The following is a 13,831-nucleotide window of genomic DNA, read 5'->3' on the forward strand; positions in this document are numbered from 1 at the left end:
GAGCGGCCCCTTACCCCAGCCACTTCTCGTAGTCGGACACCAGCAGATGGATCGGGGCAACGTCTTCGTCGATGTTGGAAAAACGCCCGATCGGTTCGCGAAACACATTGTCGGTGAGATCGTCATTGACGGTGGAGACCTCACCGATCAGCACGTCCTTGCCCTCGGCCCAGAAGGCATGCCAGACGCCGGGCAGCAGCGTGACGCTTTGGCCCGGGTCGAGCTTCAGGAGCCCGCCCGCAGGCAGCCTGTGGATGGTTCCGTCGACCGGCACCGAAACCTCGGCCTTGGGATCGATGCCGCCGTTGCGGTCATGCATGAACAGTTCCAGCACCAGCTTGCCGCCGCCACGGTTGATGATGTCCTCGGCCTTGATGTTGTGGCGATGCATCGGCGACAGCTGGTCCTTGCGCGAGATCATGATCTTCTCGGCATAGAGCATGCCCATGCCCTTCTTCATGTCCTCGTAGCGGCCATTGCGAACGGTGAACAGGAACAGGCCGAGTTCCCTGAATTTCTCTTGCCCGTAATCGGTGATGTCCCAGCCGAGCCGCGAGGTGAACACCGCCGACGAGTCGACCTGGCGCGCCTTCGCCTCCTGCGGCGACCAATAGGCGAAGGGCGGCATGATGTAGCCGAACGAGCGGATGAAAGCGTCGGCTTCGCGGATGATGTCGTTGATGGCGGAGCGCTTCATGATCATGATCCCTTCGTATCGATTTGTCTGGCAAATCGCATAGCCGAACGTCGATGCGGTGTCGATCCATCTCGCCGCCCTGCCCGGCCTTGCACTTAGGCGCATGGACCACAGATCCGCTTCGCTGGCCACGTGACATCGCGGATTTTCAGGGCCATAAATCCCGCGGATTCCTCATGGGGTGAAAGATGATGCCGACCGTCCACGACCTCGATACGCCGTCGGTTCTCATCGACGCCGCGCGCGCCGAAGCCAACATTGCCCGCGCCCAGGCGCATGCCGACAAGAACGGGCTGAAGCTCAGGCCGCATATCAAGACGCACAAATTGCCCTATTGGGCGAAGAAGCAGGTGGCGGCCGGCGCCGTCGGCATCACCTGCCAGAAGATCGGCGAGGCCGAGGTGATGGCCGATGCCGGGCTGGCCGATATTTTTCTTCCCTACAACATCCTTGGGCGCGCCAAGCTGGAGCGGCTTCTGGCGCTGCACGGGCGCGTCACCCTGTCGGTGACAGCGGACAGCATGGAGACGCTCGAAGGGCTGGCAACCACCTTCACCGATGCCGGTCATCGTCTACCGGTGCTGGTCGAATGCGACACCGGCATGGGTCGCTGCGGCGTGCAGTCGGCCGATGAAGCGGTTGCGCTGGCAAGACAGATCGACAGAGCCGGTGGCCTCGCCTTCGGAGGACTGATGACCTACCCGGCCGCCGGGAAGGCAGCGGAGGCCGAAGCCTGGCTCGCCGACGCCAAGCAGGCGCTGGCCGCATCGGGCCTCGCCTGCGAACGCATCTCCAGCGGCGGCACGCCGGATATGTGGCGCTCCAGCGACACATCTGTTGTCACGGAGTATCGTCCAGGCACCTACATCTATCTCGACCGCTATCAGGTCGCCAAAGGCGTCGGCACGCTCGACGATTGCGCGCTGACGGTGCTGTCGACGGTGGTCAGCCATCCCACCGCGACGCGCGCTATCCTCGATGCCGGCAGCAAGGCGCTGTCCAGCGACACGCTGGGTCTCGCCGATTTCGGCGAGTTGCCCGGCGTGCCGGGAGCGCGGGTGACGGGCCTGAGCGAGGAGCACGGCACCGTCACGCTTTCGGGTGACGGCAAATTGCGCATCGGCGAGCGCGTGCGTGTCGTGCCCGACCATTGCTGCGTCGTCACAAACTTGTTCAACGAGGTCAACCTGGTCGACGGCGACAAAGTGCTGGAAACGCTGCCGGTGGCGGCGCGCGGAAGGATGGGGTGAACTAAGAAGCGTCTTGCCTTCTCACACAAGGGGAGAAGGGGGAGAGCGCTCCGCCTGCCGTGCCGCGACCCTGCGCATGGCAATCACCCGGCGACGGCGGATTTCGGTGCGCATCGCCATCAGGTGCAGCGCGAAGAACAGCACGGTGAAGCCGAGCGCCATGACCAGCAGCGGCCACAGCAGGCTGGGGTCGATGGTGGAGCCGCCCATGCGGAACACCGAGGCCGGCTGATGCAGCGTGTTCCACCAGTCGACCGAGAACTTGATGATCGGGATGTTGATGAAGCCGACCAGCGTGATGATGGCGGCGGCCCAGGCGGCGCGGCTGGCATCGTCGAGCGCACGGGTCAGCGCGATGATGCCGAGATACATCAGGAACAGCACGAAGACCGAGGTCAGCCGCGCATCCCAGACCCACCAGGTGCCCCACATCGGCTTACCCCAGATCGAACCGGTGATCAGCGCCAGCGCGGTGAAGACCGCACCGATGGGGGCGGCTGATTTCAGCGCGACATCGGCCAGCGGATGCCGCCAGACGAGCGTGCCGAGTGCGGAAACCGCCATCAGCGTGTAGCACATCATGGCCAGCCAGGCGAAAGGCACGTGGATGTACATGATGCGAACGGTGATGCCTTGCTGGAAATCCTCAGGCGCGGCAAAGCTCATATAGAGCCCGACTGCGAGGATCAGTGCGGCGATCGTGGCCAGCCATGGCACGACCTTGTCCGCCAGCCCGACGAAGCGCGTCGGGTTGGCGAGATCCATCCAGCTTGTCAGGCGTGAAGTCGTGTCGCTCATGCGGTTCTACATAAACCGCCGCGGCGTTCGGGGCAATCGAGCGGTGGTGTCGCAGGGCTGCAGCGCTTTGCCTTCTCCCCTGTGGGAGAAGGCAAAGACGTGCCTGATCAGGCGGCCGCTTCCTGCTGTTGCAGCACGGTGCGGCTGAGGCGGCGGACCTCCTCGTCGTTGAGCAGGCCGCCAGCGCGCAGCAGGCTGGCAAAGCGGCCATTGCGCAGCGACAGCTCGGTGAAGCCGCCCATCTCGACCACCCTGCCCTTGTCCATGAACACGACCAGATCGGCGTCGCGAACGGTGGTCAGGCGGTGGGCGATGATGAAGGTGGTGCGGTCGCGGCGCAGTTCGTCGATCGCTTCCTTGACGCGGTCCTCGGTCTCGACGTCGAGCGCGCTGGTCGCCTCGTCGAGCACCAGGATCGGTGCGTCCTTCAGCACGGCACGGGCAATGGCGATGCGCTGACGTTCGCCGCCCGACAGCTGGCCGCCACGTTCGCCAACCACCGTGTCGTAGCCATTGCTCTTGGACAGGATGAAGTCCTGTGCGGCAGCCGCATTGGCGGCGGCATGGATCTCGTCATTGCTTGCATCGGCGCGGCCGACACGGATGTTGTCCTCGATCGAGCGGTTGAGCAGGCCGGCATCCTGGAACACCGTGGCGATCGAATGGCGCACCGACTTGCGGGTCACGGTGCGGGTGTCGATGCCGTCGATCAGGATACGGCCATGGGACGGCGAGAAGACACGCTGCAGCAGGTTGATGAGCGTGGTCTTGCCGGCACCCGTCGGGCCCACGATGGCGACGGTCTGGCCCGCCTGCACCTCGAAGGACACGTCGTCGATGCCTTGGCCGGAATTGGCGAATTCAAAGCCGACATTCTCGAAGCGCACATGGCCGGTGACGTTGGAAAGATCGCGCAAGCCGTCCGGCTCGGCGGAATCAGCCGCGGAGTCCTCGAGATGGTAGAAATCCTCGAGCTTGGCACGGGCCTCGGAAATCTGGTTGGCGAAAGCCGACATCTGGTCGAGGCGAGCGATCAGCATCGTGGCAAAACCGGTGAAGGCAATGACGTCGCCGACACCCAACTGACCATGAGTCACGAGATAGGAGCCGATCGACAACACGATCAGCATCGAGATTGCCGATGACAGACGGTGCAAGGCATTGGCCAGCGCCCACCAGTCGAGCACAGGGTTCTGCGCGTCGAGCAGGTTCTTGACGTAGCGGCGCAGCGTATCGGCCTCGTGACCGAGGCGATTGTAGCTCTGCAGCACCGCAACGTTGCTGACCGAGTCGGTCACATGCGCGAACACCTTGTGGTAGTGGCGCTCGACCGCGGCCTGGCCCGCCTTGGTGCGGCGCATGACCATCCGGCCGATGCCGACATAGAGCAGCCCGAGGCCAAGCAGCACCAGCGACATGCGCAGGTCCATGCTGATCGCGGTCGGGACCAGCAGCACGAGGGCGACAGCCGTGGACAGATGCTGGCGCATGAATTCGAGCCAAAGGCTGAACAGGGTTTCGACGGCGCGCAGCATCGTGTGCAGCGCATTGGAGGTGCCGTGCTGATGGTGCCAGGCGAGCGGCATGGTGATCACGCGCTCGAACGACTCGCAAAGCACTTCGCTGCGTCGAGCATGGGCGAAACGGTCAGCGCCGCGCGCCACCATGACGAAGGCAACGATGTTGAAGGCGCCGAGACCGGCCCACATGACCAGCGTGGTGAAGACAGAGCCACGCTCGGAGATGGCGCCGATGACGCGACCGAACATAATCGGCTCGAGAAGCGCTACGATGGCGAGAGCCACGTTGGCCGAACAGATCAACGCAACGCGTTTCCTGTCCGCGGCCAGATAACCGAGAGCTCGCCAGTAGATTTGCAGAAGGGTCACCCCAGTTACTCCGCCACGCTGTTTATTGTGCACTGCATCATTTTATTCGTACCGGTTGATACGTCGCAAAACAATGGCCGTGTACCCCTTCAGTTCCCTTAGAGCGAACAAAAGATGGCGACGTTCCGAAATCTGCCGTGATCACCTAACGGTTTGAGAAGACAGGTAAAATGTCAGGCATGCGGCGAAATCATGGCAGTTGGCACGTGCTGCCATAATTTTAATCAGCAACAATGTCGGGCGGATGACTGAGGCCGAAATCGCCTTTCGCGAAGTATAAAGCAAAACAAAGCTGCAGGATGCCCTTCCAGGCGAAGGGTGGCCAAACCCTCACCGCTCGCGGCTACTCCTATGGGACGCCTCAAGCCTTTGATTTCATAGACTTCTCGGCGAGATGCCCGTCAACGGCAGACGGCAACGCCAGGCGGGATGGGGCCTCTCATCCGCCGTGGTGACAAAAGTCGCGGCCCGGACCCCCGCTCCGAGCGCATGCTTTTTGGGCAACAGGCCTCAGGCCGGGATCCTGATGACCACCTCGGCAACTTCGCCGTCCTTCAGCTCGACTGCCGAAGCCTTGGTCTTTGCCCCATTCACCTCCAGCGACACGGCCTTGGCCTTGTTGTCGCGGATGACGCGAACCTTGAGTTCCGCCCCCAGCATTTTGAGATTTGCCGAGTACCCATCCCAGTGGCTTGGCAGCTTCGGCTTGAACTGGACACGCTTGCCGCGCCGTTCGATGCCCAGAATGCCTTCGACCGCAGCCCTGTAGAGCCAGCCGGCAGAGCCGGTGTACCAGGTCCAGCCGCCACGGCCGCCCTTGCCGTTGCCGGCATTGTCGTCCCCGGCATAGATGTCGGCCGCCACGACATAGGGCTCCACTCGATAGTGCTCGGCCGTGGCCTCGTCGGTCGCGTGGTTGACGGGATTCAGCATCGAGAAACAACGATAGGCCTCGTCGACCTGCCCCATCTCGGCAAGCGCGATGACGAACCATGTGGCGGCGTGGGTGTACTGGCCGCCATTCTCGCGCACGCCAGGCGGATAGCTCTTGATGTAACCGGGGTCCTTTTCCGTCTTCGAGAATGGCGGCGTGAACAGCTTGACGATCTTCAGCTTGTCGTCGACGAGCAGCTTCGTTGCTTGCTCCATGGCGGTGGTCGACCGTGCCGGGTCGCCCTCTCCCGAAAGCACACTCCAGGACTGGGCGATCGAGTCGATCTTGCACTCCTGCGAGTTGCGAGACCCCAAAGGCGTGCCGTCGTCGAAACTGCCGCGCCGGTACCATTCGCCGTCCCATGCGGTGCTCTCAAGCGCCCGCTTCAGAACATCGGCATGCTTTGCCCAGGCCTGTGCTCGCTTGGCATCACCCTCGGTCTTGGCGACGGGCGCGAAATCGCCCAGCGTCTTCAGCAGGAACCAGCCGAGCCAGACGCTCTCGCCCCTGCCGTGCTCGCCGACGCGGTTCATGCCGTCGTTCCAGTCGCCGCCGAGGATCAGCGGCAGGCCCGCGGGGCTGCTGCGCTTGATGGCGAGATCGAGCGCACGCGCGCAATGGTCGTAGAGCGTCGCTGTCTTCTTCGAGATTTCCGGGGTGAAGAAGGCATCGTGCTCGCCCTCGCCCAGCGGCTGTCCATCGATGAAGGCCAATTGCTCCTTGAGGATGGAGGCATCGCCAGTGACCAGCAAATAGCGCGCCGTAGCGTGGGCAAGCCAGACCACGTCGTCGGAGATCAACGTGCGTACGCCAGCACCCGTGCGCGGCAGCCACCAGTGCTGCACGTCGCCTTCGGGGAACTGCCGCCGCGCCGCGTTGAGGATCTGGTCGCGCGCCAACTGCGGGTCATGCGCCAGCAGCGCCAGCGTATCCTGCAACTGGTCGCGGAAGCCGAAGGCGCCGCTGGCCTGATAGAAGGCCGAGCGGGCGCGGATGCGGCAGGCCAGGCTTTGATAGGGAAGCCAGTGGTTGACCATGGCGTCGAGCGCCTTGTCGGGCGTCTCGACCTGGATGGTGTCGAGGAAGCCGCGCCATTCGCGCTCATTGTCGGCCAATCGCTGGTCGAAGTCCTTGGCCCGATGCTCCTGCACCAGCGCGCTCGCCTCCTCGACCGACTCGGCGTCGCCGAGCAGCCAGAGCAGCGTCACGTCGCCGCCTGCCGGGATCTCGACGTCGCGGGCAATCGCCGCGCACGGATCGTCGCCGGCCTCGACACGGCCAGACAGCGCCGCACCGCTCAGCACCGCCTGCGGCAGCTCGCTGGAGCCATGCCGGCCCAGGAACTCCGATCGGTCTGTCGTCACCGAATGGACGCCGCCGTCGGCCGCCAGGAACGCAACCCGCTCGCCGAAATCCAGCCCGTAGGGGTTTTGTGCGAGCAGCGCCCCACTGGCGGCATCCCGCGACGGGACGATGGTTGCCGCAGTGCGCGACCGATGCCCGCCGAGCACCCATTCGGCATAGGCATAGACACGCAGCCGCGCCGGCACCGAGCCGGAATTCTGGATGCGCAGCCGCGAGATCTTCAGGGAATCGACCGGATCGACGACATGGGTAAGGTCCATCGACAACGGTCCGCGCTTCGAGCGGAAGGTCGAGAAACCCTGGCCGTGCCAGGCCTCGTAGGTCATCGAGGGATCGCGCACCATGGCGGCGAGCGGCGAGAATGCCTTGCCGCTGGCCTGATCGTAGATATAGAGGCCCTCGCCCGGGCGGTTCGAGACCGGATCATTCGACCACGGCGTCAATTGGTAGTCGCGGCTGTTTCGGCTCCAGGTGAAGGCTGCGCCCTCGGCGGAGGTGTGGAACCCGAACGAGGCGTTGGAGACGACGTTGATCCACGGCTGCGGCGTCGTGCGCCGCCCGGCCAGGCGCACGACATAGTGCCGTCCGTCGCCGTCGAAACCGCCAAAGCCGTTCCATTGGCTGAGTCCGCTGCCATCGGCGCTGACATTGGCCACCGCCTGCGAGGCAGGAGTATGCGTCGTGGGTGTCGGCGACGGCAATTCACGCGGAATCGGCAACGTTGCCAGAGCATCCCGCGCCTGCAGGGCCGCCGCCTCGGCGCGCTCGATCTGGTCGAAGATGGTGCCGTTGCGCGTGTGCAGGACGACGCGGGCGACGGCGAGCAGCGTCTTGTAGGTGGTCTCGTCCATAAGATCGCGGCGCACCGCAAAAATGTGCTGGCGCGGCCCGAGCTCCTTGCCGCGCAGACGGCTGTTTTCGCACAGCGTCTCGACCGCCCGCTGCAGGTCCTGGACATAGGAGGACGCCTGCTCGTTGACGACGACGAAGTCGATCATCATGCCGCGGGTGCGCATATATTCCTGGAACCGCAGCGCCTGGGCGACGATTTCGAGATCGGCGACATCGCCGATCCTGACCAGGAAGATCGGGAAATCGCCGGAAATGCTTGTCGGCCACAGGCTCGACTGCTTGCCCAGCCCCGAGGCGATGGATTCGGCGGGAAGACGCAGGAACGGATCCGGATAGATCAGATAGCGCGCCAGCTTCTGCACATTGGCGGCATCGGTCAGGCTGAGGCCCATGTGGCGGGTCTGCACCTGGCTCCGCGTCCAGGCAAGCATGGCCTGGCGGGCAAAGCTCTCCGGATGGTCGAGGCGGGCGATGGCTTCGTCCAGTTCGGCACGGCCGGCGCCGACAACCGTCCAGAAGGTCAGCGATATCTTCTTGTTGGCCGGCACGCGCACCTGGCGGCGCAGCGAGGCGACGGGATCGAGCGTAAAGCCTGAGTGGCCGCCCAGCCTGGCGCCCGGGTCGAAAGCGGCTGCGTCGACGATGGTGCGGCCACGGCCGATGAAGGCGCGCCTGTCGGTCTCGGCCTCGGCGTCGCGCGCCGATCCGGACGGATCGGTGACGAAATGCACCATGGCGATATCGGGCTCGCTGGTCTCGCGCTTGCGCCGCGTGGCGAAGATCGCCGCGTTGTTCGCAGAGATTTCGGTTTCCACGAACATCTTCGAGAAGGCCGGATGCGCGTTGTCGGACGCCTCCAGGCCGAGCACCAGCTCGGCAAAGGAGGTCACTTCGATGTGACGGTCGGACGGACCGTCATTGTAGAGCGTGACCCGACGGCCCTCGCCATTGCCTTCCGAGATGACGATGCATTCGACCTCGGAGCGCAACGTGCCCACCGATTTGACGAAGCTCGCCTTGTCGTCGGAGAACAAGGTCTGCGCCTTTTCCTCGGCGGCTCGCTTCGGTTCGGCTGTAGCCGACCACCAGTCGCCGGTGCCGGCGTCACGCAGGAAGATGTAGGAGCCGAGCCGGTCCTCGGTCGGATCCGGCTGCCAGCGGGTGACGGAGAGATCGCCCCAGCGGCTGTAGCCCGAGCCGGTCGCGCTGACCATCACCGAATAGCGGCCGTTCGACATGACGTTGGTCGACCGCAGCGACTGCAGCGGATTGAGCACGATGCGGGTGTCGGGGCTGTCGACTTCGGTCTCGTCCTTGGAGCGTTCGTCGGCCTCGGTCCTGACGGTCGCGGTCGGGATGTCGCGCGGCGCCCTCTCCTGCAGCAAGAGTTCGGCCGATTCGATGACCGGATCGCTGTGGAAGCGGTCGCGCATGCGACCTTCGAAGATGGCGTCGGCAACCGCCGCGATCGACATGCCCGAATGGTGGGCCATATAATTCTGGACGACGACATGGTCCGTGCCTTCCGGCACGCGCTGCGGCGTGAAGTCGACGGCATCGTAGTAGCCGTGGCGGCCGAGCGCCCCGATCTCCCGCAATCGGGCGAGATTCAGCACGGCTTCACGCGGATTGAACTGGGCCGCCAGTATGGTGGCGTAAGGCGCGATCACCGTGTTCTGGCCAAGACCGCGCTTCAGCCCGAGGCCTGGAACGCCGAAATTGGTATATTGGTAGGTCAGTTCGCGGTCGCGGGCATTGTAGGCGGCCTCCGAAATGCCCCACGGCACGTTCTTCTGGCGGCCATACTGGATCTGGCGTTTGATGATCAGCTTGCTGGTCTGGTTGAGGATCGAGCCCTGCGGCTCCTTCATGACCAGCGGCGGCATCAGATATTCGAACATCGAGCCGGACCAGGACATCAGCGCGCCCTGGAAACCGATTTCGACGATCGGCCGGCCAAGCCTGAACCAGTGCTCGGTCGGCAGATCTCCCTTGGCGATGGCGAACAGGCTGGTCAGCCGCGCTTCGGAAGCCAGAAGGTCGTAGCAGCTTTCGTCGAGCTGGTGTTCCTCGACCCGGTAGCCGATCGACAGCAGCTTGCGCTCCGGCCGCATCAGGAAGGAGAAATCCATCTCGAAGGCATAGCGGCGGGTGCGCTCGCGTAAGGTGAGCAGCTTGGCACGCAGCGCCTCGACGGCATTGTCGTCGCTGTGCGCGTCATGGACGTGCGCTTCGCAGGTGGCTTCCAGCCTTGCCGCCCAGTCGACGATGACGTCGCTTTGGGGCGACACCGCCTCGGTATGGATGGCGGTGGCCAATTTTCGGATCTCGCCGGCCAGCACGGCCAGGTTGATGGTGCGGATCGACGCCATTTCGGGCTGCGCCTTGATGGTGTCGACAGCGCGCCGCATGCCGTCGAGACGGTCGGCGAGGCGCTGGCGCAGCGGGCGCAACTGACGGCGGTCGTCGGGCAGATCATCGAGGCTTTCGCTGAGGATGGTGACCGTGTCGAGAATGCCTTCGAAATCGCCCTGGAGGTGCACGGAGGGCGCCTCCGCCCATTCGGCGCAGGCCGCCGCCACCGCCACCAGATGGCCGGCCAGATTGCCGCTGTCGACTGCCGAGATGTAAAGCGGATAGAGCGGCTTCAGCGTCGTGGTGTCGTACCAGTTGAAGAGGTGACCGCGCTCACGCGGCATGCCCTCGATCGTGGCCATGGTGGCGTCGATGCGGGTGATGGCGTCGGAGAGGCTGATCCAGCCGAAGTCGCGGGCGGAAACGACGGACAGCAGGTAGACGCCGATATTGGTGGGCGAAGTACGAGGCGCCACCACCGGTGCCGGGCTTTCCTGGAAATTGTCGGGCGGCAGATGGTGATGCTCTGCCGTCACGAAGCTTTCGAAATAGTGCCATGTGCGCCGCGCCACCGTGCGCAATGTATGGATATCGGCCTGCGATATGCGCAAGCGATCCTCGGTTTCAGCCGAACGGCTGATCCAGCTGGCGATGGCGGGCGAGCCAATCCAGAACAGCGCGAAGAAGAAGGCAACGAAGGCGCCGGTCGAATCGGCCAGCACCGGAATGGCAAGGCCGACGAAACCGATGATCACGGCGCCATACATCATGCCGTAATACGACCCGACATCGTTGTCGCCCGCCTTGTGCGCCTGCGAGGCGGTGCGCCATTCCAAAAGGTTCTGGCGGCTGACGAACAACCGATAGAGCGTGCGCACGATGGCATCGCCCATCATCCAGGCGTTGTGCGCCATCAGCACGATCTTCAGCGCCACCATGGCGGTGCCGAAGGCGACGTCGCGTGCCAGGGCCGAGAAATGGCCGCGTGGCGTCTGGTCGCCGCTCTTGGGCAGGATGGCGTTGACGATGTCGAATGTCGGCGCCATGAACAGGCTGAGGATCAGCAGGGCCTGCCATTGCGCGGCCTGCGTGAAGGGCAGCAGCGTCCAGCCGGCAATCGCCGCCATCACCCAGAAGATCGGCGTCAGCGAGCGGCGCAGATTGTCGACCATCTTCCAGCGCGACAGCGCCGGCACGCCGGAGCGCGGATCGAGCATGAAGCCGAGCAACTGCCAGTCGCCGCGTGCCCAGCGATGGTGGCGCGAGGCGTCGACCGAGTAGCGGGTCGGATAGTCCTCGACCAGTTCGACGTCGGTGACCAGCGCCGAGCGCGCCAGCGCGCCTTCCAGCAGATCGTGGCTGAGGATGGTGTTTTCCTCGATGCGGCCCTGCAGGGCGGCCTCGAAGGCGTCGACGTGATAGAGGCCCTTGCCGGTGAAGGACCCGTCGCCGAAAACGTCCTGATAGAGATCGGACACGGCAAAGACATAAGGGTCGAGGCCGCGATTGGCCGAAAACACCCGCTGGAAGAACGACGCATCGTCGCCTGATGTCAGCGACGCGGTGATGCGCGGCTGCAGGATCGCGTAGCCGGCGGTGACGACGCGCTTGCTGGCATCGAAATGCGGCCGGTTGAGCGGGTGGCAGAGCTTGCCTACGAGGGTGGCGACCGCGTCACGGGTGGTGCGCGTGTCGGCATCGAGCGTCATCACGTGGACGACGTTCTCCGGCAGCGGCACGTCGAGCGGCAGGAACGTGGTGTCGCTGTCGCCGCGCAGCAGAAGGTCGAGTTCATGCAGCTTGCCGCGCTTGCGCTCCCAGCCCATCCACGACCCTTGCGCCGCATTGAACAGCCGGCGCCGGTGTAGGACGTAGAAACGCGGCGCGCCTTCGGAGGGATAGCGTGCGTTGAGACGAGCGATCTCGGCACGCGCGAATTCGAGGATTTCGGTGTCGGCAGCATCGATCTCGGTCTTCGAGTCCGGCCAGTCCGACAGCAGCGCGAAGTGAATTTCTTCGGCCGTGTTGGCGAGATGATGCACCTCGATATTGCGGATGTTTTCCTCGACATCGTCGCGCGAGCCGATCAGCGACGGAACCACCACCAGCGTGCGCGCCTCGGGCGGCACGCCGTGCCGGTAATCGTAGCCGACGAGGCGCGTCGGTTTCAGGAACAGCGAAACGACCGTGTTGAAGAAGGCGAGCGCGCCCTCGCTGGCCGGCACGGCAAAAAGCGCCAGCATCAGGACGATCGAGGGCACCGACAGGCCGAGATTGGCGAGTGCGTTGCCTGAGAGGACGAGAAGCAGCGCCGTCAGCGCAAACACCGGTACGACGATGCCGAGCCAGCCGGTCTTGCGGAAGGCACGCTTGACTGTCTGGCTGATGGTGGGTCGATAGCCGATCGCCTTCTCCAGCTCGAGCCGGCGTGGGCCGACGAGAAAGAAGCCGACATCGGTGTGGGCCGACCCGGTTAAAACGACGTCGCCGTCGCCATCGCTGGCGGCGTGGCCGGCCAGCTCGATGGCCTTCTCGGCGACGCGATATTCCGAAAGGTTCGAGCGGCGCGCCAATTCCTCGATCGCGGTCCGGTACTGGTCGCGCGAGAAGAAGTCGAGCGCGGCGAAATCGGTGCGCTCGCGCAGCACGGTGTCGATGCGGCTGACGCCTTCGAACCACACGGTCCAATCGACGTCGTTGATGAGGCGCAGGCCACGAATGATGTTGCCCGTCGTCACATTGCCGCTGGACAACGTGTGATGTTCGGAAATGATGATTTCCTCGGCATCGGAGCCGGTCTTTTCGAGCTCGCCTTCCAGCCATTCCAGAGCCTTGCCGGCATTCTGCGAGCCATCGCGCAGGCGATAGAGCAGCTGGGTGGCGAAGGTGGTGTCCTGTGCGTGTGCGCTGAAATTGGACAGGATCGACTGCCGGTCGGCGCTGTCGTCGGTGGCCAGGACCTTGTCGGCCACATCGTTGGCGATCTGACGCATCTGACGGGTTCGATTGACCCTGACCGCCAGCCGGCGCAGATTTTCGATCAGCACGAAGCGCAACAGCGAAGGCAGCGCCCAGAGTTCGCCGATCTTCAGCGGCTCGACCGACTGAAAACCCTGGACGATGGACTTGAACATCGTCGCCGAAACGGAACTGTCCGAATGTGCGACATAGGTCCAGGCCAGCGCCAGCGCGCGCGGCACGCTGCCGCCGTCAGGCAGTTTCAAGGTCGGCAGCTGGCGATAGAAGCGGCGCGGCAGGTCGCGCTTGACCTGGAAAATGGTCTCTTCGACCAGGTAATTGTTGTCGAGCAGCCATTGTGCCGCCGGCGTGATCGTCTCGCCCCTCGCCTGCGCCGCATTGGTCGACCGGTAAACTTCCAAAATCTTCTTGGCGCTGTCGCGGATACGGGCCTGAAAATCGAAGGGCGTCAGGCCGAACAGATCGGTGAGATCGCCTTTCGCCAGGCTTTCACCGAGCAGCCGAAGGCGCTCTTCGGGCAGGTAATTGGAGCGGATCGGCTCTTCGGTGATGGCCGGGAAGCTCGCGCTTGTCTTCTCGATTTGGGCAGGATTCGTCTGAATATTCATTGAAAATTCCGTAAGCGGGCACTGAGCGGCGTCACCGCCACGGCAATGGCCCTAAAACCGGTTCAAATGCAATTGGTTGCATAAACCCCACTTGCCGAAAGTTT

The 13,831-nt window shown here is 64.1% G+C and carries 5 protein-coding genes; 1 reads left to right on the forward strand and 4 read right to left on the reverse strand.

The window, feature by feature from the left end; translation table 11 throughout:
• Positions 1 to 10 precede the first annotated feature (10 nt).
• A complete protein-coding gene (locus M729_RS0118370) occupies positions 11 to 697 on the reverse strand; it encodes a D-lyxose/D-mannose family sugar isomerase (protein WP_027162451.1) in 687 nt (228 codons plus the stop codon).
• Between the two features lie 191 nt (positions 698 to 888).
• Between M729_RS0118370 and M729_RS0118375 the strand changes: the two genes are divergently transcribed.
• Entirely contained in the window at positions 889 to 1,947 is a 1,059-nt protein-coding gene (locus M729_RS0118375; RefSeq protein WP_027162452.1) for a D-TA family PLP-dependent enzyme, read from the forward strand.
• A gap of 21 nt (positions 1,948 to 1,968) precedes the next feature.
• Here M729_RS0118375 and M729_RS0118380 read toward each other — a convergent pair whose 3' ends face one another.
• From M729_RS0118380 to M729_RS0118390, 3 genes are all read right to left on the reverse strand, one after another.
• Entirely contained in the window at positions 1,969 to 2,745 is a 777-nt protein-coding gene (locus M729_RS0118380; RefSeq protein ID WP_027162453.1) for a heme ABC transporter permease, read from the reverse strand.
• A 107-nt stretch (positions 2,746 to 2,852) separates the two neighbouring features.
• A complete protein-coding gene (locus tag M729_RS0118385; protein ID WP_013532297.1) occupies positions 2,853 to 4,634 on the reverse strand; it encodes a glucan ABC transporter ATP-binding protein/ permease in 1,782 nt (593 codons plus the stop codon).
• A gap of 510 nt (positions 4,635 to 5,144) precedes the next feature.
• Entirely contained in the window at positions 5,145 to 13,727 is an 8,583-nt protein-coding gene (locus M729_RS0118390) for a glucoamylase family protein (RefSeq protein ID WP_027162454.1), read from the reverse strand.
• Positions 13,728 to 13,831 lie beyond the last annotated feature (104 nt).

The organism is Mesorhizobium sp. WSM1293, assembly GCF_000513875.1.
In the GTDB taxonomy this organism is placed as follows: domain Bacteria; phylum Pseudomonadota; class Alphaproteobacteria; order Rhizobiales; family Rhizobiaceae; genus Mesorhizobium; species Mesorhizobium ciceri.